Raw genomic sequence first — 26,205 nt, forward strand, 5'->3', positions numbered from 1 at the left:
TTTCCCGTACGCGGTGTCCGGCGGCCCCAGGGCTTGCCGGTGACAAGCCTAAAGCGTGCTCGGGACGAGCTACTCGCCCTTGGCCTTCGCGATGATCTCCTCGGCGACGTTCCGGGGAACCTCGGCGTAGGAGTCGAACTGCATCGAGTAGCTTGCGCGACCCGAGGTCTTGCTGCGGAGGTCTCCGACGTAGCCGAACATCTCCGAGAGAGGCACGAGGCCCTTCACGAGTCGAGCACCGTGCCGCTCCTCCATGGCCTGGATCTGGCCACGGCGGGAGTTGAGGTCGCCGATGACATCGCCCATGTAGTCCTCGGGCGTGGTGACCTCGACGGACATCATCGGCTCGAGAAGTACGGGCGACGCCCTGCGGGCACCGTCCTTGAACGCCTGCGAACCGGCGATCTTGAAGGCGAGCTCCGAGGAGTCGACCTCGTGGTAGCCACCGTCGAGAAGGGTGACGCGTACGCCCACCATCTCGTAACCGGCCAGGATGCCGAACTTCATGGCCTCCTGCGCGCCCGCGTCCACCGAGGGGATGTACTCACGGGGGATACGGCCACCGGTCACCTTGTTCACGAACTCGTAGGTCGCGTCGCCGCCCTCGATGGGCTCCATCGCGATCTGCACCTTCGCGAACTGACCGGTGCCACCGGTCTGCTTCTTGTGCGTGTAGTCGATACGCTCGACGGTCTTGCGGATCGTCTCACGGTAAGCGACCTGCGGCTTACCGACATTCGCCTCCACGCGGAACTCGCGCTTCATGCGGTCGACAAGCACTTCGAGGTGAAGCTCGCCCATACCACCGATGATGGTCTGGCCGGTCTCCTCGTCCGAGTGAACCTGGAAGGAGGGGTCCTCCTCCGCGAGGCGCTGGATGGCGACACCCAGACGCTCCTGGTCACCCTTGGACTTGGGCTCGATCGCGACCTCGATCACCGGCGCCGGGAAGTCCATGGACTCCAGGATCACCGGGTTCTTGTCGTCGCTCAGCGTCTCACCGGTGGTGGTCTGCTTCAGGCCCATGACGGCGACGATGTCGCCGGCGCCCACCGACTCGATCTCCTCACGCTTGTTCGCGTGCATACGGTAGATCTTGCCGATGCGCTCCTTCTTGCCCTTCACGGAGTTCAGCACCGCGGTGCCGGCCGTCAGGCGACCGGAGTAGATCCGGACGAAGGTGAGCTTGCCCAGGTGCGGGTCGCTCGCGATCTTGAAGGCGAGCCCGGCGAAGGGCTCGTCGTCGGACGGGCGGCGCTGGATGACCTTCTCCGGGTCCTTGACGTCGTGGCCTTCGATGGCGTCGACGTCGAGGGGGGAGGGCAGGTAGCGCACGACCGCGTCGAGCAGGGGCTGAACACCCTTGTTCTTGAACGCGGTGCCACAGAAGACGGGCGTGACGGTGACGGAGTCGGCCGCGCCCTTGGAGGCGAGCGTGATACGGCGGATCGCCGCGTGCAACTGCTCCTCGGTGGGCTCCTGGCCCTCCAGGTACAGCTCCATCATCTCGTCGTCGTTCTCGGACACGACCTCGAGGAGCTTGCCGCGCCATTCCTCGGCGGCCTCGGTGTGCGTGTCCGGGATGTCGACGACGTCGTACATCTCGCCCTTGGTGGCCTCGGCGGACCAGACGAAGGCCTTCATCGACACGAGGTCGACGACGCCCTTGAAGTCCATCTCGGCACCGATCGGAAGCTGCATGACGATCGGAACCGCGCCGAGGCGGTCCGAGATCATGTCGACGCAGCGGTGGAACTCCGCGCCGGTCCGGTCGAGCTTGTTGACGAAGCAGATACGCGGCACGCCGTAGCGGTCCGCCTGACGCCATACGGTCTCGGACTGCGGCTCGACGCCCGCCACGCCGTCGAACACGGTGACAGCGCCGTCGAGGACGCGGAGCGAACGCTCCACCTCGACGGTGAAGTCGACGTGACCCGGGGTGTCGATGATGTTGATCGTGTGATCGACATCGTCGAGCGGCCAGTGGCAGGTCGTCGCGGCAGACGTGATCGTGATGCCGCGCTCCTGCTCCTGCTCCATCCAGTCCATCGTGGCAGCGCCGTCGTGGACCTCACCGATCTTGTAGCTCACACCGGTGTAGAACAGGATCCGCTCTGTGGTGGTCGTCTTGCCCGCGTCGATGTGGGCCATGATCCCAATGTTGCGGACCTTGGCCAGGTCAAGCGAAGTGGTGGCCATAAGGCTCAATCTTCTCTCGGTCTCGATGTGGGCGCTGACTACCAGCGGTAGTGCGCGAAGGCCTTGTTGGACTCGGCCATCTTGTGCGTGTCCTCACGCTTCTTGACCGAAGCGCCGAGGCCGTTCGAGGCGTCGAGCAGTTCGTTCATGAGGCGCTCGGTCATGGTCTTCTCGCGACGGGCGCGGGAGTAACCGACCAGCCAGCGCAGCGCGAGGGTGGAGGCGCGACCGGGCTTGACCTCGATCGGCACCTGGTAGGTGGCGCCGCCGACGCGGCGGGACTTGACCTCGAGAGACGGCTTGACGTTCTCGAGCGCGCGCTTCAGCGTGATGACCGGGTCGTTGCCGGTCTTCTCGCGGAGGCCTTCCATGGCGCCGTACACGATCCGCTCGGCGGTGGAACGCTTGCCGTTGAGCAGAAGCTTGTTGATCAGCGACGTGACAAGAGGAGAACCGTAGACCGGGTCGATGATGACCGGGCGCTTCGGGGCAGGGCCCTTACGAGGCATTGTTTACTTCTCCTTCTTGGCGCCGTAGCGGCTGCGGGCCTGCTTGCGGTTCTTGACGCCCTGGGTGTCCAGGGAACCGCGGATGATCTTGTAACGAACACCCGGCAGGTCCTTCACACGGCCACCACGCACGAGCACGATGGAGTGCTCCTGCAGGTTGTGTCCCTCACCCGGAATGTAAGCCGTGACCTCGATACCGGAGGTCAGACGCACACGCGCGACCTTCCGCAGGGCGGAGTTGGGCTTCTTCGGGGTGGTCGTGAACACACGCGTGCAGACGCCGCGGCGCTGAGGGGAACCCTCAAGGGCGGGCGTCTTGTTCTTCTCGACCTTGTCCTGCCGGCCCTTCCGGACCAGCTGCTGGATCGTAGGCACTACTTCTCCGGTTTCTGTGTGCCGTTAGTAAAACTAACCTGGAACACTCGCCGACCCACGCGGTCGGGTGTGTCGAATACTGCAAGATCCCGCTGGAGGCGGAGACAGCGCAGATTGCGGTGGCCTTTGTCCGAACTCGCCATGCGGTTGAGGACACGCACAGGAGCCCAGGCACACCCCAGGCACAAGGTCTGAGCGTACCTACCTCATCGACTCCGGTCAAAACAAATGCCGACAGGCTGGAACAGCGCCCGATTCCGGTACCGGGGATCCCTGCCGACCGGGCCCTCTTGGCCGTTCCCGCCCTGGCGGACGCGGTCTTCAGTACGTTGATTCCTGCGGCCCATACGAGGGACGGGAGGCGGCCATGGTACGTGTGCCGACTCCCGGCGACGACGGCCTCGACGACAGGGTCCCCTTTCTGGCGCGGCTCGAAGAGACGGAGCGCGACGCGCTGCTCACGCTGGGTCGCGAAATGCGTTTCGCGCCCCGCGCTGAGCTGCTGCGCGAGTACGAACCGTCCGGCCACATCCTGTTGGTCCTGAACGGCTGGACCAAGGTCACCGCCACCGCGCCCAACGGCTATGTGATGCTCCTGGCCCTGCGCGGCCCCGGGGACATCATCGGCGAGTCGGCGGCCCTCACGGGAAGACCGCGCTCGGCCACCGTCACCGCGCTCGAACCGGTACGGGCGGCCGTGATCGACCACGACGGCTTCCAGAAGTACCTGGCGGACTGGCCCGAGGCCATGCTGAAACTCCTGGGGCTCACCAGCGACCGCAGCCGGGCCGGCGACCGGCGACGACTGGAGTTCGCCTCACTGACCGTACGTGAGCGTCTTGCCGCGCTGCTGCTGGAGCTGGCCAGGACACACGGCCGCCCCGTTCCGGCAGGCATCGAACTGGCCGTACCGCTGAGCAAGATGGAACTCGCGGGCTCCGTGGGTGCCTCTCGGGAGATGGTGCAGCGCCTCCTCAAAGAGTTACGTGAGCGCGAAATCATCGTGACCGGCCGGCGCACGTTGGTCATCCTGCGCCCGGACGTCCTGCGCCGGGTGGGAGGAAGCGGCTGACCCGGCAGGACCTGCGGCCCCGGCGCCGGCGCGAGCGCCGTCTGTGCACACGGTCACACTTCGTCAGCGTCATACGCCCTCACCGTTCATGTCCCGCTCCGGCCAGTCTGCCGTCATTCGGCAAACCGACCGAGAGGTGACCATGACCAACCCCGTGAACCGGACCATCCTGCTCCTGGACATCGAGCGCTACAGCGACCGCGACGATGTCGAGCAGGCTTATCTGCGCCGGATGCTCTACGACATCGCCGATCAGACCCTGGACGCCGCCGGCATCGACTCCGGCCGGCGCCAGCGCGCCGACCGCGGCGACTCCGTGATGGAACTGATCGACGCCAACGCACCGGTGAGCGTTCTGCTGCGGACGCTGCTCACCGAAGTACCGGTCCAACTCCGCAAGACCAATCGCATGGCCGCCAGCAGCGCCCAGATCCGGTTGCGTGCCGTCCTGGCCACCGGATACGTCGCCATCGACGCCCACGAGGGGTGGGTAGGCACAGACCTCAACCACGCCTGCCGGCTGCTCGACGCCACACTGCTGCGGGACGCGCTGCGCGAACGCCCCGACGACTTCGCACTCTGTGTCTCCGACTCCGTGCATCAGGGGATCGTGCGACACGGCCATCCCGGCATCCGGCCCGAGGATTTCAGCCACATCACACCGCAGAGCAAGAACGGGCTCCTCTCCGCCTGGCTCTACGGACCGGTCCCCTCGGCAGGCCCGGAGCAGGAAGGCAGCGGCGGTACGCCGAAATCGACTGCTGTTCCCGACAGCGATGCCGGTCCCGCCGCAGCCGCCCCGGCACAACCCCGTACGCCTACCTCCACCCAGATCATGGGCGACCAGTACGGCATCGCCGGCGGCACCAACCACGGCGACCTCAACATTTCCCTCGACCGACAGCCCCGGAAGGATCAGCGGTGAGTCAGACCGATCCGGAGAAGACCACCGACGACGGGAAGCCTGCCGGCAGCGGCGAGGAGGAGAAGAAGCAGGAGACGACCGACGCCGCCGCGGACCAACGCCCACCGGCCTGGGCCGCCAGGAGGGATCTCATCGAGCACAGCCCACGCGACCTGGCCGGCGGGCTCGTCCACGGCAGTCAGTACGGCCTGGCGGGCGGCGAGGTCCACGGGAATGTCAACATCCACGTCGGCACCTACAGCAGCTACACCGAATCACAGCCCATGTCCGGTGAGATCCCCGCGAACACGCTGGCTCAGCTCTCTCTCGTCTTCGCCGAGGGTCCCCGCTTCACGGAGGCACTGTCGCGACTGCGCGACGATCACGTCGTGATCCTTTCTGGAGGCATCGCCACCGGTCGTCGAGCGGCGGCGATGATGCTGCTCCACCGCCTGGGACTCGGCCACATCCGGTTGCTGGATCCCGGGACCTCTCCGGCCTCCGTGCGAGATCACCTTGAGACGTCGGCCGGTCATCTGCTGGCCGACATCACGGTCAGCAGGACCCGGCCTCTCCAGGAGCCCCATCTGCTCGCCATCCGCGAGCAGTTGGTATCCAGCCAGAGCCATCTGGTGATCACCGTGGCCGAGTCGTCGGCGCCCCGCGACGTGGATCATGTGGTGTGGGAACCACCGTGCGCACAGGACGTACTCGAGGCACATGTCCTTTCGCACGCGGGCGCGGCCGACTGGGAGCGCGTGAAGGACCTGGCGCCGGTACGTAGCTTTCTGGACCGGGACCGTACGCCGGTCGAGGCGTCCGCCTTCGCCCGGCGTCTGGTCGCGGTCGCCCAAGGAACGGCACCCGAGGAGCAATTGACGTCCCTCGGTGAGGAGACCACACAGGTCCAGATCGAGTCCTGGCTCACCGGGGACACCACTCATCTGCGTGACAAGGCTTTTCTGATCTCGCTGAGCGTCTTCGACCAGGCGCCGTACGCGGTCGCCGCGGAGTTGGGCGACAGACTCTTCACTCTGCTCAACAAGACAGAGAATCCGGGGCAACCGGAAGGCGTCCCTGTCTTCGGAAGCTCACGGCAGACTCGACTGAACCTGGCCAGAGCGCGCGGCTATCAGTCGACCGAGACCACCGCATGGGGCTCCGTCGACCAGTACATGGCCGCGTTCAAGGACCGGGAGATACCCGCCCGGTTGCTCGACACGGCGTGGCTGCTCTACCCGTCGGCCCGGCCCGCGCTCGTCTCCTGGCTCCGCGACCTGGCCACGGACGGCCGTCCTCTGGTCCGTACAAGAGCCTCAGCCGCGGCGGCCGTACTCACCAGCTCCGATCTCTCGTCCGGTCTTGCCCATCTCGTCGAGCCTTGGGCCGACGGGAAGAAGTACGGCTCACGACTCGCCGCCGCGAACACGCTCACGCTGGCTCATCTGCTGGAGACGCCGGCCATTCCGGAGATCCTGCACGACTGGTGCGTCGGGGAGGACGAGAACCGCCGGTGGACAGCCATTCGCGCCTACGGGCTCCTTGGCCCGGTACTCCGCGAGGAGGCCATGAAGGCACTGATCACCGCCACTCGTGAGTACCAGCGCAACGAGGGCTCCAAGAAGGACCGGGAGGACTGGGAGGAAGAAGACGACAGCGAGGAACTGCTCGAACTGGTCGAGGCCGTGCAGCTCCTGCTGCTCGCCGCCCGCGGTCCCGTCCTCACCGAGTTGTCAGAACTGGTCAGCAGCGATCAGACAGTCCGCGGTCCGCTGCTCGGCGCCTTCCTGCTCGCCTGTGAACAAGTCGGCGACGACGCGCGGGTCCAGCCGCTCGTCCTGGAGTGGTACTGCGACGCGCTGGACGAAACCCCGGTCGAGGCACACGAGTTGACGGAGCTGTGGCGCACCGCACTCAACGACCGCCGGCACACGGATCAGGCGCTGAAGATCATGGGCGGGTGGATCAGGTTCGCCGATCAGTCACCGGACGTGGAGGGAGCACTCTCCGTTCTCCTGGCCGACCTCGCCCGGGAACCGGCGGAGTGCGGACGCCTGGGCCACCTGCTGCGCACCGTGTCGAGGACGGACGGCGGGCCCGTCGCCGAACGGCTCCTGGTCGCAGTCCCCGGTGCGGCCCTCCCCCAAGGAGCACCCCAATGACGCAGACCCCGCCGTCCGAGCGGCCCGCGCCGCCGCTGTCGAGCCATGGCCTCAAGGATCCCGTACGCACCGTCCGTCAGCTCTCACGCTTCGAGTACACGAGACGGCGCCCGCGCACCCGCGCCGACCACGCACTGGTGCTCGTCACCGCCAAGGGCACGTACGACACCTTCCCGCCGCCCCTGCGCCCCCGGCGTGGCGATGCCGCCGCCAAGCACTACATCGCTCTTTACGAGGTGGACATGGGACTTCACCCTGTGCGCTTCGAACTCTCCCTGCCCAGCGCGGTCGACGCCTTCCAGTTCGAGGCGGTCGCGGATCTCACCTGGCAGGTGACGGATCCGGCCGCGGTGATCGATCGCGGTGTACGTGACGTCCCGGCCCTGCTGGGGCCTCGCCTGGGGCACATCCTGCGACAGGCCAGCCGTCTGCATCAGATCCACTCGGTCCGCGCGGCCGAGGCAGCGGTCCAGCAGTCCTTCGACAGCGCGCCACCACTGGCCGCGGCGGAGGGACTGGCCGTCGGCTGCACCGTGCGGCTCCACACGGACCAAGGAGAACGCTCCCAGAGCGAACGGCTGCGCACCGCCCACCACGAGGCGACCGCCACGCCTCCTGAGCACCGCATCCGGATGGAGTCACTGCGCCGGGATCTCGAAGCCCAGGAGTACGAGCGGCGGATGGCCGGCGAGCGGATCAAGTTCTACGAGGAGCAACTGGCGAAGGGCGATTTCGCGCCGCTTGTCCTGCATCTCGTCCAACACCCGCAGGACACTGCTCTGGTCCTGGAGAACCTGCGCAAGGAGCAGACGGACCTGGTCGCGAGCCAGCTCCATCTGGTGGATCAGATCCTGAGCGAACACGGCCTGGAGAACTACCAGATGGAGCGGCCCAAGGAACACGTGGCCGCGACCATCAACCGGGTGCTGACGCAGCATGCCCGGGGCCGGTCCCCCGCCGACGAAGACGCGAAGGCCATTCCTCCCGCCCACGGCGCAGGCACAGGCGTGGAGAGGAGCGAACCGTGACGGCACCCGACGGTGATCCCGACTCCGCTCCCCTCGGACGGCACGAGGGCCGCGTGCACATCAGCGCCCGGCACCGTGGCATCGACGCCGCCACGGCCGTACATCTCGCACTGCACATACCCAACGCGCTGTTCAGTCTGCTGATCGTGATCGCCGTCTCGCTCCTCCTGGGGCAGCTCACCGCACTCTCGCCCTGGGCGTGGACCGGTCTGTGGTCGCTGAGCGGGTCGCTCGCCTTCTGGCGACCGGCCGAGAACGTCATAGCGCGTCTGTTCATGGGGATGCATCACCCCACCGAGAGAGAACTCGCGCGGCTGACACCGCTGTGGCACGAGGTGACCGCGCGCGCCGGCGTGGACGCGTCGGTGTACACGCTCTGGGTCGAGGAGAGCTCCGACATCAACGCGGCGGCGACCGGCGGGCACATGGTGAGCGTCACGACCCATGCCGTGGAACAACTGCCCGACGGTCAGCTCGCGGCCGTCCTCGCGCACGAACTCGGCCATCACGTGGGTGGCCACGCGTGGTCGGCGCTGCTGGCGTACTGGTACTCACTGCCCGGCCGGCTCACCTGGCGTCTGCTCCACACGGTCGTCGTACGAGCGCGTGAACGGTCACGAATCACCGCAGAGGTGATCGTCCTGGCGCTCATCGCCGGTGCAGTGTTCGCCGTCGTGATCACCAACGGTCTGATCCTGCTCCTCGTCGCCGCTCCGTTCCTGATCCGGGCGGTCGGCCGCCACGCGGAGCTGCGGGCCGACCGGTACGCGAGCGGCCTCGGGCTCACCACCCATCTGACGGCACTGCTCAGTGGCCCGCTCGCCACGGAAGGAACCGACATCGAGGACGCCCGGACCACCGGCCCATGGGCCGTCCTGGCCCGGCTGCTCGCCTCGCACCCCGACAGCCGGGCCCGGCTGTACGCGCTGCGACGGCACAGCGAGAGGCAGCACTGACACGCCGGAGGGCGGTCACCCCGTACGAAACGAGGTGACCGCCCTCCGGCCGGTCAAGCGACCCTCTTACTGGTTGTACGGACCGTAGTCGTAGTCCTCCAGCGGAACGGCCTGGCCGGAGCCCGTGCCGAACGGTGAGTAGTCGATGTCGTCGTAGCCCACGGCCGAGTACATCGCGGCCTTGGCCTCCTCGGTCGGCTCCACCCGGATGTTGCGGTAGCGGGAGAGACCCGTACCCGCCGGGATGAGCTTTCCGATGATGACGTTCTCCTTGAGGCCGATCAGGGAGTCCGACTTGGCGTTGATCGCCGCGTCGGTCAGGACCCTGGTCGTCTCCTGGAAGGACGCCGCCGACAGCCACGACTCGGTGGCCAGCGACGCCTTGGTGATACCCATCAACTGCGGGCGGCCGGAGGCCGGGTGGCCGCCTTCCGTGACCACGCGGCGGTTCTCCGTCTCGAACTTCGAGCGCTCGACAAGCTCGCCCGGCAGCAGTTCCGCGTCGCCGGACTCGATGATCGTCACGCGGCGCAGCATCTGCCGGATGATGATCTCGATGTGCTTGTCGTGGATCGACACACCCTGCGAGTTGTAGACCTTCTGGACCTCGCCGACCAGGTGGACCTGGACCGCGCGCTGACCGAGGATCCGCAGCACGTCGTGCGGGTTGGTGGCACCCACGGTGAGCTTCTGGCCCACCTCGACGCGGTCACCGTCGCCCACGAGCAGACGGGCGCGCTTGGAGATCGGGAACGGCGTCTCCTCGCTTCCGTCGTCCGGGGTGACGACGAGCTTCTTCGTCTTCTCGGTCTCCTCGATGCGGACGGAGCCCGCGGCCTCGGAGATCGGCGCGACGCCCTTGGGCGTACGGGCCTCGAAGAGCTCGACGACACGCGGCAGACCCTGCGTGATGTCGTCGCCCGCCACACCACCGGTGTGGAAGGTACGCATCGTGAGCTGGGTACCGGGCTCACCGATGGACTGCGCGGCGATGATGCCGACCGCCTCACCGATGTCGACCAGCTTGCCGGTGGCCAGCGAACGCCCGTAGCAGAAGGCACAGGTGCCGACCGCGGACTCGCAGGTCAGGACCGAGCGGGTCTTGACCTCCTCCACGCCGGCCGCCACGACCGCGTCGATCAGGACATCGCCCAGGTCGACGTTGGCCGGTGCGATGACCTTGCCGTCCACGACGACGTCCTCGGCGAGCATCCGCGCGTACACGGACGTCTCGACGTCCTCCGCCTTGCGCAGGACACCGTCGGCGCCGCGCTCGGCGATCCGCAGCTTGAGGCCGCGGTCGGTGCCGCAGTCCTCCTCGCGGATGATGACGTCCTGCGAGACGTCCACCAGACGACGGGTGAGGTAACCCGAGTCGGCGGTACGCAGGGCGGTGTCGGCCAGACCCTTACGGGCACCGTGCGTGGAGATGAAGTACTCCAGCACGGACAGACCTTCACGGAAGGACGCCTTGATGGGACGGGGAATCGTCTCGTTCTTGGCGTTGGACACCAGACCACGCATACCGGCGATCTGACGCATCTGCATCATGTTTCCGCGAGCGCCCGAGTTCACCATCATGAAGATGGGGTTCGTCTTCGGGAAGTTCGCGTTCATCGCCTCGGCGACCTCGTTGGTCGCCTTGGTCCAGATCGCGATGAGCTCCTGCGTGCGCTCGTCCTTGGTGATCAGACCGCGCTCGTACTGCTTCTGGACCTTCTCGTCCTGCGCCTCGTAACCCTGGACGATCGCCTTCTTCGCCTCGGGCACGACGACATCGGAGATGGCGACGGTGACACCGGAGCGGGTCGCCCAGAAGAAGCCGGCCGCCTTCAGGTTGTCGAGCGTCGCCGCCACGATGACCTTGGGGTAGCGCTCGGCGAGGTCGTTGACGATCTCGGAGAGCTGCTTCTTGCCCACCGAGTAGTCGACGAACGGGTAGTCCTCGGGCAGCAGTTCGTTGAACAGCGCGCGGCCCAGGGTCGTACGCAGCCGGAACGGGTCGCCCTGCTGCCACTCGGCGTTCGTCTCGCCGTCCTCGCCCACCGGCGGGGTCCAGCCGCGCGGCGGGATGGTGCCCACCGGGAAGCGGATGTCGATCTTCGCCTGGAGCGAGAGCTCCCGGTTGTCGAACGCCATCGTGGCCTCGGCGCTGGAGCCGAAGGACCGGCCCGCGCCGATGACCTCGCGCTCCTCCTCGTCCGTGGTGAGGAAGAAGAGGCCGAGCACCATGTCCTGGGTGGGCATGGTGACCGGACGGCCGTCGGCCGGCTTGAGGATGTTGTTCGAGGACAGCATCAGGATGCGGGCCTCGGCCTGCGCCTCCGCGGAGAGCGGCAGGTGGACGGCCATCTGGTCACCGTCGAAGTCCGCGTTGAACGCGGTGCACACGAGCGGGTGGATCTGGATGGCCTTGCCCTCGACGAGCTGCGGCTCGAAGGCCTGGATACCGAGGCGGTGCAGGGTCGGAGCACGGTTCAGCAGCACCGGGTGCTCGGCGATGACCTCTTCGAGGACGTCGTACACCACGGTGCGGCCACGCTCGACCATGCGCTTGGCCGACTTGATGTTCTGCGCGTGGTTCAGGTCCACCAGGCGCTTCATCACGAACGGCTTGAACAGCTCCAGCGCCATGGCCTTCGGCAGACCGCACTGGTGCAGCTTGAGCTGCGGTCCGACGACGATCACGGAACGGGCCGAGTAGTCGACCCGCTTGCCGAGCAGGTTCTGGCGGAATCGGCCCTGCTTGCCCTTCAGCATGTCGCTGAGGGACTTCAGGGGCCGGTTGCCGGGACCGGTGACCGGGCGACCGCGGCGGCCGTTGTCGAACAGCGCGTCGACGGCCTCCTGGAGCATCCGCTTCTCGTTGTTCACGATGATCTCGGGGGCACCGAGGTCAAGGAGACGCTTGAGGCGGTTGTTGCGGTTGATCACACGGCGGTACAGGTCGTTCAGGTCGGAGGTCGCGAAGCGGCCACCGTCCAACTGCACCATCGGACGCAGGTCCGGCGGGATCACCGGCACGCAGTCCAGCACCATGCCCTTGGGGCTGTTGCTGGTCTGGAGGAACGCGGAGACGACCTTGAGGCGCTTGAGCGCACGGGTCTTCTTCTGGCCCTTGCCGGTACGGATGATCTCGCGCAGCCGCTCGGCCTCTTCGTTGAGGTCGAAGGACTCCAGGCGCTTCTGGAGCGCCGCGGCGCCCATCGAGCCGTCGAAGTACGTGCCGAAGCGGTCCCGCAGCTCGCGGTAGAGCAGCTCGTCGCCCTCCAGGTCCTGGACCTTGAGGTTCTTGAAGCGGCTCCACACCTCGTCGAGACGGTCGATCTCGCGCTGCGCACGGTCGCGCAACTGCTTCATCTCACGCTCGGCACCTTCGCGCACCTTGCGGCGCACGTCGGCCTTGGCGCCCTCGGCCTCCAGCTCGGCCAGGTCGGTCTCGAGCTTCTTGGCGCGGGCTTCGAGGTCGGAGTCGCGACGGTTCTCGACCTGCTGACGCTCGACGGAGACATGTGCCTCCAGCGAGGGCAGGTCGCGCGTCCGGCGCTCCTCGTCCACGAACGTGATCATGTACGCGGCGAAGTAGATGACCTTCTCGAGGTCCTTCGGCGCGAGGTCGAGCAGGTATCCCAGACGCGACGGGACGCCCTTGAAGTACCAGATGTGGGTGACGGGAGCGGCAAGCTCGATGTGGCCCATCCGCTCACGGCGCACCTTGGCGCGCGTGACTTCGACGCCACAGCGCTCACAGATGATGCCCTTGAAGCGGACACGCTTGTACTTGCCGCAGTAGCACTCCCAGTCCCGGGTCGGACCGAAGATCTTCTCGCAGAAGAGTCCGTCCTTCTCGGGCTTGAGCGTGCGGTAGTTGATGGTCTCCGGCTTCTTCACTTCGCCGTGGGACCAGGTCCGGATGTCGTCCGCGGTGGCGAGGCCAATCCGCAGCTCGTCGAAGAAGTTGACGTCGAGCACTTGTCGTCAATCCCTCTTTCGGGGTCGAGTCTCAAATCGTGGTCTGTACGGGGTCCCGCCCGTGCCCGCCAGGGCGCAGGGGGAGGGTCCGGGAGGAGCCGGCCGCTCCGAGACGGGAGCGGCCGGACTACCCGTCAGACCTCTTCGACGCTGCTCGGCTCTCGCCGGGACAGGTCGATACCAAGCTCCTCCGCCGCGCGGAAGACGTCCTCGTCCGTGTCGCGCATCTCGATGGACATACCGTCCGAGGACAGCACCTCCACGTTGAGGCAGAGCGACTGCATTTCCTTGATGAGCACCTTGAAGGACTCGGGAATGCCGGGCTCGGGGATGTTCTCGCCCTTGACGATGGCCTCGTAGACCTTCACGCGGCCGGTCACGTCGTCGGACTTGATGGTCAGCAGCTCCTGGAGGGCGTAGGCGGCGCCGTACGCCTCCAGCGCCCACACCTCCATCTCACCGAAGCGCTGGCCGCCGAACTGGGCCTTACCACCCAGCGGCTGCTGGGTGATCATCGAGTACGGGCCGGTCGAGCGGGCGTGGAGCTTGTCGTCGACCAGGTGGTGGAGCTTGAGGATGTACATGTAGCCGATGGACACCGGCTCGGGGAACGGCTCACCGGAGCGGCCGTCGAACAGGCTGGCCTTGCCGGATGCCTTGACCATCCGCTCGCCGTCGCGGTTCGGGATCGTGGCCTCGAAGAGGCCGGAGATCTCGTCCTCGCGCGCGCCGTCGAAGACGGGTGTCGCGACGTTGGTACCGGGCGCGACCTCGTCGGCGCCGATGACCTTCAGCCGCTCCATCCAGTCCTCGCTGCCCTCCACCTTCCAGCCCTGGCTGGCGAGCCAGCCTAGGTGGATCTCGAGGACCTGTCCCGGGTTCATCCGGGACGGGACGCCGAGCGGGTTGAGGATGATGTCGACCGGGGTGCCGTCCTCGAGGAACGGCATGTCCTCGATCGGCAGGATCTTGGAGATGACGCCCTTGTTGCCGTGCCGGCCGGCGAGCTTGTCACCGTCGGTGATCTTGCGCTTCTGGGCGACGTAGACGCGGACCAACTGGTTCACGCCCGGAGGCAGCTCGTCGCCCTCCTCACGGTCGAAGACGCGGACACCGATGATCTTGCCGGTCTCGCCGTGCGGCACCTTCAGCGAGGTGTCGCGGACCTCACGGGCCTTCTCACCGAAGATCGCGCGCAGCAGACGCTCTTCCGGCGTCAGCTCGGTCTCGCCCTTGGGCGTGACCTTGCCGACGAGGATGTCCCCGGCCGTGACCTCGGCACCGATACGGATGATGCCGCGCTCGTCGAGGTCCGCCAGGACCTCTTCGGAGACGTTCGGGATGTCCCGGGTGATCTCCTCCGGGCCGAGCTTGGTGTCACGGGCGTCGACCTCGTGCTCCTCGATGTGGATCGAGGAGAGGACGTCGTCCTGCACCAGCCGCTGGCTGAGGATGATCGCGTCTTCGTAGTTGTGGCCCTCCCACGGCATGAACGCCACGAGGAGGTTCTTGCCGAGCGCCATCTCGCCCTGCTCGGTGGCGGGACCGTCGGCGAGCACCTGGCTCTCGACGACCCGGTCACCCTCGGAGACGACGACCTTCTGGTTGACGGAGGTGCCCTGGTTGGAGCGGGAGAACTTGGCGATGCGGTACGTGGTGTACGTGCCGTCGTCGTTGGCGACGGTGATGTAGTCCGCGGAGACCTCCTGGACCACACCCTCCTTCTCCGCCTTGATGACGTCACCCGCGTCGACCGCGCAGCGGTACTCCATGCCGGTGCCGACCAACGGCGCCTCGGCCGTGATCAGCGGTACGGCCTGACGCATCATGTTCGCGCCCATGAGGGCACGGTTGGCGTCGTCGTGCTCCAGGAACGGGATCATCGCGGTCGCGACCGACACCATCTGGCGCGGCGAGACGTCCATGTAGTCGACGTCGTCGCCGGGGATGTAGTCGACCTCGCCGCCACGACGGCGGACCAGGACGCGCGGCTCGGTGAACCGCATGTCCTCGGAGAGCGTCGCGTTGGCCTGGGCGATGACGAAGCGGTCTTCCTCGTCGGCGGTCAGGTAGTCGACCTCGTCGGTGACCTGGCCCTCGACGACCTTGCGGTACGGCGTCTCGATGAAGCCGAACGGGTTGACCCGGCCGTACGAGGCGAGCGAGCCGATCAGGCCGATGTTCGGGCCTTCCGGCGTCTCGATCGGACACATGCGGCCGTAGTGGGACGGGTGCACGTCACGGACCTCGAAGCCGGCCCGCTCACGCGAGAGACCACCCGGGCCGAGCGCGTTGAGACGGCGCTTGTGGGTGAGACCCGAGAGCGGGTTGTTCTGGTCCATGAACTGCGAGAGCTGGCTGGTGCCGAAGAACTCCTTGATGGAGGCGACGACCGGCCGGATGTTGATCAGCGTCTGCGGCGTGATCGCCTCGACGTCCTGGGTCGTCATGCGCTCACGTACGACGCGCTCCATCCTCGCCAGACCCGTACGGACCTGGTTCTGGATGAGTTCGCCCACGTTGCGCAGCCGGCGGTTGCCGAAGTGGTCGATGTCGTCGGTCTCGACGATGATCTGCGTGCCGTTCTCGCCGACCGTCTCGGTCTCACCGGCGTGCAGCTTCACCAGGTACTTGATCGTGGCGATGATGTCGTCGGTGGTGAGCACACCGGCGTCCAGCGGCTCTTCCGCGCCGAGCTTCTTGTTCACCTTGTAGCGGCCGACCTTCGCGAGGTCGTAGCGCTTGGGGTTGAAGTAGAGGTTCTCGAGCAGCGTCTGGGCCGCCTCGCGCGTCGGGGGCTCGCCCGGACGCAGCTTGCGGTAGATGTCGAGCAGAGCGTCGTCCTGGCCCTGGGTGTGGTCCTTCTCCAGGGTGGCGCGCATCGACTCGTACTCGCCGAACTCCTCCAGGATCTGCTCGGTCGTCCAACCGAGAGCCTTGAGCAGGACGGTCACGGACTGCTTGCGCTTGCGGTCGATACGGACACCGACCATGTCGCGCTTGTCGATCTCCATCTCCAGCCAGGCACCCCGGGACGGGATGATCTTGGAAGAGAAGATGTCCTTGTCGGACGTCTTGTCGATCGAGGAATCGAAGTACACACCCGGCGAGCGCACCAACTGGGTCACCACGACACGCTCGGTGCCGTTGATGACGAAGGTGCCCTTGTTGGTCATGAGCGGGAAGTCGCCCATGAAGACCGTCTGGGACTTGATCTCGCCGGTCTCGTTGTTGGTGAACTCGGCGGTGACGAAGAGCGGGGCCGCGTACGTGAAGTCGCGCTCCTTGCACTCGTCGATCGAGTTCTTGGGAGGCTCGAAGCGATGGTCGCGGAAAGTCAGCGACATCGACCCGGAGAAGTCCTCGATCGGAGAGATCTCCTCGAAGATCTCCTCCAGACCTGACTTCCTGGGGACGTCCTGCCCGTTCTCCAGAGCAGCCTCGACACGAGCCCGCCACACGGCGTTGCCGAGGAGCCAGTCAAAGCTCTCGGTCTGCAGCGCGAGGAGGTTCGGAACCTCGAGGGGCTCCTTGATCTTTGCAAAAGAGATGCGCAGCGGGGCGGTGCTGGCGCCGTTGTTCGTATTCGTGGTCGAGGCGTTGCGCGAGGCGGCCAAGAGGGGGTCCTTCCGAGGGCTCGGACTCACTACGCGCGTACCGGTCCCGAGCTGGACACGGCGGATGACAGGCCCGAAAGGGCTGATCAGCCGACGATGTCATGCATGGGGGTGCCCCTGGTGACGGGCAGGGAGCAGCTAACAGGCAGCGCAAAGGGTCAGTGTAGCCACTAGGCACACTGATGTCCAGGCCGGGTTTTGCGAGACCCTCGTTGTTCTCAACACCTTGTCTCAACTGCGTACAGACCCACGCCGTAGGCGCACATCGATCCTGCCCTCTTCGTCGCCGATCCATGCCTCGGAATCGGATCGATATGGCGACGCGTCCTGAGAATTGCGCGCTGCGTGCGGTTCGTCAAGGCCCCCCGCCCCGTACGGATCGTCACCGGTCGTACGGAAGGCACGGCGATGATCACCATACTCGCAGCCCGCCGAAGAGCAAGGAACCCCTCGCTGCGACGCAGAAGGGCGGTCACCCGTACGGGTGACCGCCCTTCTCGTCAACGCTGTGCACCTCACGGTGCGGTCCGCCGTCACCGCGGCTCACGGGCGCATGTACGGCTCCCTGAGACAGGTGTCAGCGGGGTCCTGCTGCCCTACGAGGTCACTTGACCTCGACGGAGGCGCCGGCGGCCTTGAGGGACTCGGCAGCCTTCTCGGCGGCCTCCTTGGCGACCTTCTCGACGACGGGCTTGGGAGCGCCGTCCACGAGGTCCTTGGCCTCCTTGAGGCCCAGCGAGGTGAGCTCACGCACGACCTTGATGACCTGGATCTTCTTCTCGCCGGCACCCGTGAGGATGACGTCGAACTCGTCCTGGACCTCTTCGGCCTCGACGGCGGCGGCAGCGCCACCGGCGGCAGCGGCGGCGACCGGGGCGGCGGCCTTGACGTCGAACTTGGCCTCGAACGCCTTGACGAAGTCAGACAGCTCGATGAGGGTCAGGTTTTCGAACTGCGCAAGCAGGTCGTCCTGGGACAGCTTCGCCATGATGGCGTCCTTCCACTAATTCGGCAGGTGCCGGATGTATATGACGGCGGGCGTACGGGCCCGCTGTGACGCGGCGCCGAACTACTCGGCGTCGGCCTCGGCGGGAGCCGGCGTACCGGCACCGCCCTGCTCCGCCTCACGCTTGGCGCGAAGGGCGTCCGCGGTGCGGACGAACTCCGACAGCGGGGCCTGGAATGTCGCCGCGGCCTTGGCCATCGACGCCTTGATTCCACCGGCCACCTTGGCGAGCAGCACCTCGCGGGACTCGAGGTCCGCGAGCTTCTTGAACTCGTCGGCGGACAGCGCCTTACCGTCAAGGACACCGCCCTTGATGACGAGGTTCGGGTTGTCCTTGGCGAAGTCACGAAGACCCTTCGCCGACTCCACCGGGTCACCGGTGACGAAGGCAACCGCCGTCGGACCCGCGAACAGGTCGTCCAGCGTGTTGATCCCGGCCTCGTTGGCCGCGATCTTGGTCAGCGTGTTCTTCACCACGGCGTACTGGGCGTTCGCACCGAGGGAACGGCGCAGCTCCTTGAGCTGCGCCACGGTGAGACCCCGGTACTCGGTCAGCACTGCGGCGCTCGAGCTGCGGAACTGTTCCGTCAGCTCGGCCACCGCGGCAGCCTTGTCGGGCCTTGCCATGAGCGTCGGCCTCCTTCCGGGTGATGAGGACCGCTCAGAAGGGGCTGAACAAGACGAAACGCCCCGGCGCAGGCGCACGGGGCGTAGCTCGACCGGGACGAACCCGGGAACTCTCCTCGGTCACCTACGCGGGTCGTCCGCTTCCAGCGGATCCTTCGGTCGCCTCACCCTCTTTACGAGAGCACGGCGACGACCAGCGGTCTTTGGCTTCCTGCGCAGAGTACGTGACGGGGTTACCGTCAGGCAAATCCGTCGTACGGGACCGAGAACCGGTTCCGGGAAGGGGATTCCCGGAACCGGATTCACGGGTCGGATCTGCGGTGGGATCGCGGAATCAGATCCCGGAATCAGATCCCAGGATGAGATTCCGGGATGAGATTGTCGGAATCAGACTCCTGGATCAGATTCCGGAGCTGTCCGCGCCCGCGCCGGCCTCGCCGCCGAGGTCGCCCAGCATCTCGAACAGGTCGACGGTGTCACCGGCCGGCGGCGCCTGGACGGACGCCTTGGCCCCGTAGTCGCTGTACCGCGCGCCGATCTTCATCTCGCCCTGCGGGGTGTCCATCGCGACGTCCATCTTGACCGGGTAGCTGTCCTCGTTGACCCAGACCTCGATGTCGTACCCCTCGATGCCGGACTTCTCGATACCGGCGAGCAGGTCCTTGCGCTCCTTCGCGCTGAGCACGTCGAGCGATTCGTTCGACTCGACCATCTCGGCGACCGTGAGCGTGCCCTTGTAGTGCTCCGCGTCGACCCCGTCGACCTTCTCGGAGCCGACATGCTTCACGTTCGGCGAGTCCAGCAGCAGCGCGAGCTGCTGGGCCGGGTCCTGGTTCATGTTCTCCATGCCGCCGGTGAGCTCCTTGGTGACCGCCGGGTCACCCGCGGCCTCCGCCGCCGCCGCGAGGTCGAGCTTCATCCAGCGCTTGCCGTCCATGTCCTTGGCCGCCTCGGCGCCCATGTCCATGTACATCGCGTTCTTGACCCACACCATCCGGATCTTGTCCGGGGCGTCGGGCTCGGCCTGCATCATCGAGCCGGTCATGGTCATGTCCATCACCATGGGGTCCCACCCCATGACACCGGTCATCTCCATCTCGCTGCCCGCCACGGCCCCCTCCGCCTCGGCGGGAATCGTCATCGTCATGCTGACCTTGGCGGACTTGGCCGCCGCCGTCTTCTCGTACGCCGCCGTCAGGACATCCGTCACCGACGAGCCGGACTGCGGCTCACCCTTGGCCGCGGAACTACCGGTCGTCTTCTTCGTGCCCGAGTCGTCGCTCTGACAGCCGGCCACACCCGCCACAACGGCCACGGCCGTCAGCGAGACGCCAACACGCCCCCATGCCGACATGGTCATACCCCACCCCTTTTTTCGATGTACTTGGTTGAACCGTAACCCACGCTTCTGACAGCCCGCACACAGCGAAACCGGCCCCAACACCTCAACAGAGGTGCCGGGACCGGCTCTTGACACGCGAAACGCGACCGCCGTCAGGATCAGACGGAGGCCGGGTCCTCCTCTACGAGGAGGTTACGAGTGCGGTTGGCGTCCAGCGGAATGCCGGGGCCCATCGTCGTCGCCAGGGTCGCCTTCTTGATGTAACGGCCCTTCGCGGCGGACGGCTTGAGACGGAGGATCTCCTCCAGCGCCGCGGCGTAGTTCTCGACCAGCTTCGTCTCGTCGAAGGAGACCTTGCCGATGATGAAGTGCAGGTTCGAGTGCTTGTCGACGCGGAACTCGATCTTGCCGCCCTTGATCTCGGTCACGGCCTTCGCGACATCAGGGGTGACGGTGCCGGTCTTCGGGTTCGGCATCAGACCACGCGGGCCGAGGACGCGGCCGAGCCGGCCGACCTTGCCCATGAGGTCCGGGGTGGCGACGACGGCGTCGAAGTCGAGACGGCCCTTCTGGACCTCTTCGATCAACTCGTCGGAGCCGACGATGTCGGCGCCCGCGGCGCGCGCTGCCTCGGCACGGTCACCGGTCGCGAAGACCAGGACCCGGGCGGTCTTGCCGGTGCCGTGCGGAAGGTTCACGGTGCCACGGACCATCTGGTCCGCCTTGCGCGGGTCGACGCCCAGACGCATGGCGACCTCGACGGTGCCGTCGAACTTGGTGGTGTTGGTGTCCTTGGCGATACGGACGGCCTCGAGCGGCGGGTAGTTACGCTCCGCGTCGATCTTCGCGTCCGCGCTGCGGAGTGACTTGCTGCGCTTCACTGCTTCTCCTGGTGATTCATTCAGGTGTGGAGTTCGTGGTGCGGGCCGCGCATGGCCCTTCCACTTGGCGGGCCCGAGGGGGCTCGCCGGGCCGGTGTCAGCCCTCGACCGTGATGCCCATCGAACGGGCGGTGCCGGAAATGATCTTCTCGGCGGCGTCCAGGTCGTTGGCGTTGAGGTCGGGCATCTTGGCCGTGGCGATGTCACGGACCTGCGCGCGGGTGAGCTTGGCGACCTTCTTGACGTGCGGCTCGCCCGAGCCCTTGTCCACACCCGCGGCCTTGAGGATCAGCTTGGCGGCCGGCGGAGTCTTGGTGATGAAGGTGAAGGAACGGTCCTCGTAGACCGTGATCTCCACCGGCACGACCATGCCGCGCTGCGACTCGGTCGCGGCGTTGTAGGCCTTGCAGAACTCCATGATGTTGACGCCGTGCTGGCCCAGCGCGGGACCGACCGGCGGTGCCGGGTTGGCCGCGCCGGCCTGGATCTGGAGCTTGATGAGCCCCGTGACCTTCTTCTTCTTGGGAGGCATTGCTCTCTCCGGGTCCTAGTGAGAGTTTCTAGCCCGCCAACCGGTCATCCGGATGCGGGCATACCGCGCAACGATAACGGGTATAGCTGCACGGCCAAAAACCGAGCAGGTCAGACCGTCTCCCACGAGCGGGCGAAAACCCCCTGCGAGAACTGTCTGACCTGGTCGGAAGTGGCTTACGAGCGCGCGGAACCGCGCGTCAGTTCTTCTGAATCTGGTCGAAGCTCAGCTCGACCGGAGTCTCGCGGCCGAAGATCTCGACGAGGCCCTTGACCTTCTTCGAGTCGGCGTTGATCTCGTTGATCGTCGCCTGGAGCGTCGCGAACGGGCCGTCGGTGACGGTGACCGAGTCGCCGACCTCGAAGTCCAGGACCTGGACCTCCATCTTGCGGGACGGAGCCGGCTTGCCCTCGGCCTCGGCCGCCTCGCGCGCGGCCTTCTCCTCGGCCTCGGGGGCGAGCATCTTGACGATCTCGTCCAGCGTCAGCGGGTACGGGTCGTAGGCGTTGCCGACGAAGCCGGTGACGCCCGGGGTGTTGCGTACGACGCCCCAGGACTCGTTCGTCAGGTCCATCCGCACCAGGACGTAGCCCGGAAGCTTGTTCTGGCGGACGTTCTTGCGCTCGCCGTTCTTGATCTGGACGATCTCTTCCTCGGGCACCTCGGCCGAGTAGATGAAGTCCTCGACGTTGAGCGAGACGGCGCGCTGTTCCAGGTTGGCCTTCACGCGCTTCTCGTAGCCCGCGTACGTGTGGATGACGTACCACTCGCCGGGCAGCCCGCGCAGCTCCTCGCGGAGCGCGGCGACCGGGTCGGCCGCGGCGGGAGGCTCCTCGGCAAGCTCGTCGTCGCCGTCGTCGTCGCCGTCCTCAGCAGCCTCGGCCACGGCTTCCGCCTCGACCTCGTCCTCGGTCGCGGCTTCGGCGTCGGTCGTGGCCTCGGCCACGTCCTGCGCGTCGGCCGGCTCCTCGACGTGCAGCGCCGACTCCTCGGCCGGCTCGCCGGCCTCCGCGTCAGCGGCTTCGGCCTGGTCTGGCTCGACAGCGTCCGCCGCCTCGACGATTTCGGTCTCGTCCGCACGGGACTCGACCGCCTCGTTGGCGTCGTTCAGGTTCGGGTCAGACACGTTGGCTGCTTCTTCCTGGCTTCACGATGGGTGGAACATGCGGAAAGGGGCGCCTGTGGGCGCCCTCCGCCTCCGCGGCTTTAGCCGAAGACGTACTTGACTACTCTCTGGAAGCCGTAGTCCATCACGGTCACCAGACCGATCATGACGACGACGAAGACGATCACGACAGTGGTGTAGGTCGTCAACTGGTTGCGAGTCGGCCAGACGACCTTGCGCAGCTCCGCGACGATCTGACGGTAGAAGAGCGCGAGACGGCCCAGAGGGCCCTTCTTGCCGCGCTTGCCACCCTTGCGGGTCTTCTTGCCCGACTCTGCGGTCTCGTCATCGTCAGCATCAGGCTTGTCGATGGAGCCCACGGCGTCCGTCACGCTCTCTCACCTGATTCCGGGTCGTGGCCGTGCCGCGCCCGGTGGAGCCGCACGGCAGTGCTTTTGAAGTACGTACATGCGCACACATCCTGGCGGAGGAGTGTGTAGCAGGGCCGGAGGGACTTGAACCCCCAACCGCTGGTTTTGGAGACCAGTGCTCTACCAATTGAGCTACGACCCTTTGCGTTTTCCCCAACCTACCGCATCCGACCGGGAGCACGGCGTGTGCGGATCGGCGGTGGCGGATGAGGGCCAACGACCAGTGAGTGTACGTGCTCAGGGGCCATGCGTCGAACAGGTAACACAGGACCGGCTCTTGTCCGAACCTGTCCACTGACTGTCCGCGGGCTGTCCAGTCGGCGAAACCCCTGTGCTCGGGTCTCGGGGGGTCTGGGACCATGGCCCGCATGAGCGCTGCAATCCCTCCGACCGAGCGCCGGGTCTCCGCCCGAGTCGGCGCAATCTCCGAGTCCGCCACCCTCGCCGTCGACGCCAAGGCCAAGGCCCTCAAGGCCGCGGGCCGGCCGGTGATCGGCTTCGGTGCGGGCGAGCCCGACTTCCCGACGCCCGACTACATCGTCGAGGCCGCGAGCGCGGCCTGCCACGACCCGAAGTACCACCGCTACACCCCGGCCGGCGGGCTTCCCGAGCTCAAGGCCGCCATCGTCGCGAAGACGCTGCGTGACTCCGGGTACGAGATCGACCCCGCCCAGGTCCTGGTGACCAACGGCGGCAAGCAGGCGATCTACGAGGCGTTCGCCGCGATCCTCGACCCGGGCGACGAGGTCATCGTCCCGGCGCCGTACTGGACGACGTACCCCGAGTCGATCCGGCTGGCCGGCGGTGTCCCGGTGGACGTCGTGGCCGACGAGACCACCGGCTACCGGGTCTCCGTCGAGCAGTTGGAGGCGGCGCGCACGGAGCGTACGAAGGTCGTGCTGTTCGTCTCGCCCTCCAACCCGACCGGCGCCGTCTACAGCCGCGAGGACACCGAGGCCGTCGGCCGCTGGGCCGTGGAGCACGGCCTTTGGGTCATGACGGACGAGATCTACGAACACCTCGTTTACGGGGACGCCGAGTTCACCTCGCTGCCGACCGTCGTGCCGGAGCTGCGCGACAAGTGCGTCGTGGTCAACGGTGTCGCCAAGACGTACGCGATGACCGGCTGGCGGGTGGGCTGGATCGTCGGTCCCAAGGACGTGGTGAAGGCCGCGACCAACCTCCAGTCGCACGCGACGTCGAACGTGGCCAACGTCTCGCAGGCCGCCGCGATCGCCGCGCTCACCGGCGGCCTGGACGCGGTGGACGAGATGCGGACCGCCTTCGACCGGCGCCGGGGCACCATCGTGCGGATGCTCAACGAGATCGACGGTGTGGTCTGCCCGGAGCCCGAGGGCGCCTTCTACGTATATCCGTCGGTGAAGGCGCTCCTCGGTAAGGAGATCCGCGGCAAGCGCCCCGCCAGCTCGGTCGAGCTGGCCACCCTGATCCTCGAAGAGGCCGAGGTCGCGGTCGTACCGGGTGAGGCGTTCGGTACGCCGGGTTATCTGCGGCTGTCGTACGCCCTGGGCGACGAGGACCTGGTCGAGGGTGTGGCCCGGCTCCAGAAGCTGCTGGCGGAGGCCCGCGACTGAGAGTCGTCGATCACAGTCGATGAGATACGGGTCCCCGGTGCCGTCCGGGGGCCCGTTCTTTTGTTCGGGATGTCGTTCGGGATTTCGTTCGGGCGACGACCCGAAGGGGGAAAGGGACTCCCGCAGCCCGCGTGCGTACGGCAAGATCCATGGATGGAGAACGTTTCCGGCCCACCGCATGACGACCGCGCCACCCGCGACATCCGTCTGCTGCCCAAGGCCCATCTGCACCTGCACTTCACCGGCTCGATGCGGCCCACGACACTGCTGGAGCTGGCCGACAAGTACGGCGTCCACCTCCCCGACGCCCTCACCGGCGGTGAGCCGCCCCGACTGCGCGCGACCGACGAGCGGGGCTGGTTCCGCTTCCAGCGGCTCTACGACATCGCCCGGTCCTGTCTGCGCTCCCCCGAGGACATCCAGCGGCTGGTGCGCGAGGCCGCCGAGGAGGACGTCAGGGACGGCTCCGGGTGGCTGGAGATACAGGTCGACCCCACCTCGTACGCGCCGCTGCTCGGCGGGCTGATCCCGGCGCTGGAGATCATCCTGGACGCCGTGGACGCGGCGGCCAGGGACACCGGGCTCGGCATGCGCGTCGTGGTCGCGGCGAACCGGATGAAGCATCCGCTGGACGCCCGCACGCTGGCGCGGCTCGCCGTGCGGTACGCGGACCGGGGCGTCGTCGGATTCGGTCTGTCGAACGACGAACGCCGGGGTATGGCACGGGACTTCGACCGGGCCTTCGCGATCGCCAGGGAGGGCGGGCTGCTCGCGGCGCCGCACGGCGGTGAGTTGAGCGGGCCCTCGTCCGTACGGGACTGTCTGGACGATCTGCGCGCGACCCGGGTCGGGCACGGCGTACGGGCGGCCGAGGACCCGAGGCTGCTGCGCAAGCTGGCCGAGCGCGGGGTGACCTGTGAGGTGTGCCCGGCGTCGAACGTGGCGCTGGGTGTGTACGAGAAGCCCGCCGACGTCCCCCTGCGGACCCTGTTCGACGCCGGGGTGCCGATGGCGCTGGGCGCCGACGACCCGTTGCTTTTCGGCTCGCGGCTCGCGGCGCAGTACGAACTGGTGCGCAGGCACCACGGGTTCACGGACATCGAGCTGGCCGAGCTGGCGCGTCAGTCGGTACGGGGCTCGGCGGCGCCGGCCGGGACGCGGGACAAGCTGCTGGCGGGGATCGACGGCTGGCTGTTGCACGGCTGAGCTTTTGCTGACGTCCTGAAGAGGCGCCGTCGAGCCTACGGGGCGAGGCCCAGGAGCGCCGCGCGGACGAGGGTGGGGGCGAACTCCTCGACGGGGGTGACCGGTTCGCCGTCGGGGAAGCTGCGCAGGAACGCCCGTTGCTGGCACGCGCCGAGCAGCAGCGTGGCCGCCGCGTCGGGGTCGGCGTCGGGGCGGATCCGGCCCGCGTCGCGCTCGTTGCGCAGATAGGCGGCGAGGGCGCGCAGCGGGATGTGCGGTCCGGCGCCCAGTGCGTGCACGCGTTCGGCGTGGCGGCGCAGCAGTGCCGGTTCGGCGTAGAGGGAGGCGGCGATCGCGAACGTGGCCTCGTAGAAGAGGGCGGCCTGGCGGACGACCTCGACGAGGTTGTCCTCGACGCTCCGTCCATGCCCTGCCCCGCCGTCTCCGCCTTCGGCGGGCGGCTGCGCGAGTTCGCCGAGAAGGGGGCCGAGCCTGGGCAGCCGCTCGCCGAGCACATGCAGGAAGAGGTCTTCCTTGCCGGCGAAGTATTTGTAGAGGGCGGCCTCCGAGCAGTTGGCCGCGCGGGCGATCTCCTTCGTGGTGGCGCGGGCGAGGCCGATGGTGCTCATCAGCTCGGCCGCGGCGTCGAGTATGCGGGCCCGCGCAGGCTTCATATGTGGTCCGTTCGCGGCTTGACGAAGGGGTGT

At 67.1% G+C, this 26,205-nt stretch carries 20 protein-coding genes and 1 tRNA gene; 7 read left to right on the plus strand and 14 right to left on the minus strand.

Features of this window, described 5'->3' with window-relative positions; translation table 11 throughout:
* Nucleotides 1-69: 69 nt before the first annotated feature.
* Genes fusA through rpsL form a run of 3 tightly spaced genes read right to left on the minus strand, consistent with a single transcriptional unit; the run spans nucleotide 70 to nucleotide 3,083 of the window.
* Entirely contained in the window at nucleotides 70-2,199 is a 2,130-nt protein-coding gene (fusA, locus tag OG329_RS15690; RefSeq protein ID WP_405795739.1) for an elongation factor G, read from the minus strand.
* 38 nt (nucleotides 2,200-2,237) lie between these two features.
* On the minus strand, nucleotides 2,238-2,708 hold the full coding sequence (gene rpsG / locus OG329_RS15695; RefSeq protein WP_023539364.1) for a 30S ribosomal protein S7: 471 nt from the start codon (nucleotides 2,706-2,708) through the stop codon (nucleotides 2,238-2,240).
* A 3-nt stretch (nucleotides 2,709-2,711) separates the two neighbouring features.
* Nucleotides 2,712-3,083, minus strand: coding sequence for a 30S ribosomal protein S12 (gene rpsL / locus OG329_RS15700; RefSeq protein ID WP_003948652.1), 372 nt, complete (start codon nucleotides 3,081-3,083; stop codon nucleotides 2,712-2,714).
* 367 nt (nucleotides 3,084-3,450) lie between these two features.
* Here rpsL and OG329_RS15705 point away from each other — a divergent pair, with 367 nt between their 5' ends.
* From OG329_RS15705 to OG329_RS15725, 5 genes are all read left to right on the plus strand, one after another.
* A complete protein-coding gene (locus tag OG329_RS15705; protein WP_405795741.1) occupies nucleotides 3,451-4,155 on the plus strand; it encodes a Crp/Fnr family transcriptional regulator in 705 nt (234 codons plus the stop codon).
* Between the two features lie 142 nt (nucleotides 4,156-4,297).
* A complete protein-coding gene (locus OG329_RS15710; RefSeq protein ID WP_405795742.1) occupies nucleotides 4,298-5,080 on the plus strand; it encodes a hypothetical protein in 783 nt (260 codons plus the stop codon).
* Entirely contained in the window at nucleotides 5,077-7,221 is a 2,145-nt protein-coding gene (locus OG329_RS15715; protein ID WP_405795744.1) for a hypothetical protein, read from the plus strand. Before OG329_RS15710 ends, OG329_RS15715 begins: the two co-directional genes overlap by 4 nt.
* The gene (locus tag OG329_RS15720; RefSeq protein ID WP_405795745.1) at nucleotides 7,218-8,249 is read left to right on the plus strand and encodes a hypothetical protein; all 1,032 of its coding nucleotides are present in this window, start codon (nucleotides 7,218-7,220) and stop codon (nucleotides 8,247-8,249) included. Before OG329_RS15715 ends, OG329_RS15720 begins: the two co-directional genes overlap by 4 nt.
* Nucleotides 8,246-9,205 carry a M48 family metalloprotease gene (locus tag OG329_RS15725; RefSeq protein WP_405795747.1) on the plus strand — a complete coding sequence of 320 codons (960 nt, stop codon included), beginning with the start codon at nucleotides 8,246-8,248 and terminating at the stop codon, nucleotides 9,203-9,205. Before OG329_RS15720 ends, OG329_RS15725 begins: the two co-directional genes overlap by 4 nt.
* Before the next feature lie 66 nt (nucleotides 9,206-9,271).
* On the opposite strand, the gene OG329_RS15730 is transcribed toward OG329_RS15725, so the two are convergent.
* The 10 genes from OG329_RS15730 to OG329_RS15775 form a co-directional block, all read right to left on the minus strand.
* A complete protein-coding gene (locus OG329_RS15730; protein ID WP_405795748.1) occupies nucleotides 9,272-13,177 on the minus strand; it encodes a DNA-directed RNA polymerase subunit beta' in 3,906 nt (1,301 codons plus the stop codon).
* A gap of 134 nt (nucleotides 13,178-13,311) precedes the next feature.
* Nucleotides 13,312-16,794 (minus strand): DNA-directed RNA polymerase subunit beta, encoded by a 3,483-nt coding sequence (gene rpoB / locus OG329_RS15735; RefSeq protein ID WP_405795749.1) that lies wholly within the window; start codon nucleotides 16,792-16,794, stop codon nucleotides 13,312-13,314.
* Between the two features lie 604 nt (nucleotides 16,795-17,398).
* Entirely contained in the window at nucleotides 17,399-17,782 is a 384-nt protein-coding gene (gene rplL, locus OG329_RS15740; RefSeq protein ID WP_405795750.1) for a 50S ribosomal protein L7/L12, read from the minus strand.
* 81 nt (nucleotides 17,783-17,863) lie between these two features.
* The gene (gene rplJ / locus OG329_RS15745) at nucleotides 17,864-18,427 is read right to left on the minus strand and encodes a 50S ribosomal protein L10 (protein ID WP_385791645.1); all 564 of its coding nucleotides are present in this window, start codon (nucleotides 18,425-18,427) and stop codon (nucleotides 17,864-17,866) included.
* Between the two features lie 400 nt (nucleotides 18,428-18,827).
* Entirely contained in the window at nucleotides 18,828-19,787 is a 960-nt protein-coding gene (locus OG329_RS15750) for a hypothetical protein (protein ID WP_405795751.1), read from the minus strand.
* Nucleotides 19,788-19,927: 140 nt separating this feature from the next.
* Nucleotides 19,928-20,650, minus strand: a complete 723-nt coding sequence (gene rplA / locus OG329_RS15755) for a 50S ribosomal protein L1 (RefSeq protein ID WP_405795752.1) — start codon at nucleotides 20,648-20,650, stop codon at nucleotides 19,928-19,930.
* 97 nt (nucleotides 20,651-20,747) lie between these two features.
* Complete coding sequence (rplK, locus tag OG329_RS15760; protein ID WP_405795753.1) at nucleotides 20,748-21,182, minus strand: 50S ribosomal protein L11; 435 nt, start codon at nucleotides 21,180-21,182, stop codon at nucleotides 20,748-20,750.
* 199 nt (nucleotides 21,183-21,381) lie between these two features.
* On the minus strand, nucleotides 21,382-22,308 hold the full coding sequence (nusG, locus tag OG329_RS15765; protein ID WP_405795754.1) for a transcription termination/antitermination protein NusG: 927 nt from the start codon (nucleotides 22,306-22,308) through the stop codon (nucleotides 21,382-21,384).
* Between the two features lie 80 nt (nucleotides 22,309-22,388).
* Nucleotides 22,389-22,679: a preprotein translocase subunit SecE gene (gene secE, locus OG329_RS15770; RefSeq protein WP_147874371.1), complete on the minus strand. Its 291-nt coding sequence runs from the start codon at nucleotides 22,677-22,679 to the stop codon at nucleotides 22,389-22,391.
* Nucleotides 22,680-22,787: 108 nt separating this feature from the next.
* A tRNA-Trp gene (locus OG329_RS15775) sits at nucleotides 22,788-22,860 on the minus strand.
* Between the two features lie 226 nt (nucleotides 22,861-23,086).
* Here OG329_RS15775 and OG329_RS15780 point away from each other — a divergent pair.
* Nucleotides 23,087-24,313 (plus strand): pyridoxal phosphate-dependent aminotransferase, encoded by a 1,227-nt coding sequence (locus OG329_RS15780; protein WP_405795755.1) that lies wholly within the window; start codon nucleotides 23,087-23,089, stop codon nucleotides 24,311-24,313.
* A gap of 153 nt (nucleotides 24,314-24,466) precedes the next feature.
* Nucleotides 24,467-25,519, plus strand: a complete 1,053-nt coding sequence (locus OG329_RS15785) for an adenosine deaminase (RefSeq protein WP_405795757.1) — start codon at nucleotides 24,467-24,469, stop codon at nucleotides 25,517-25,519.
* A 35-nt stretch (nucleotides 25,520-25,554) separates the two neighbouring features.
* Here OG329_RS15785 and OG329_RS15790 read toward each other — a convergent pair whose 3' ends face one another.
* On the minus strand, nucleotides 25,555-26,172 hold the full coding sequence (locus tag OG329_RS15790; protein ID WP_405795759.1) for a TetR/AcrR family transcriptional regulator: 618 nt from the start codon (nucleotides 26,170-26,172) through the stop codon (nucleotides 25,555-25,557).
* Nucleotides 26,173-26,205 lie beyond the last annotated feature (33 nt).

This window comes from Streptomyces sp. NBC_01506, from assembly GCF_045040295.1.
In the GTDB taxonomy this organism is placed as follows: domain Bacteria; phylum Actinomycetota; class Actinomycetes; order Streptomycetales; family Streptomycetaceae; genus Streptomyces.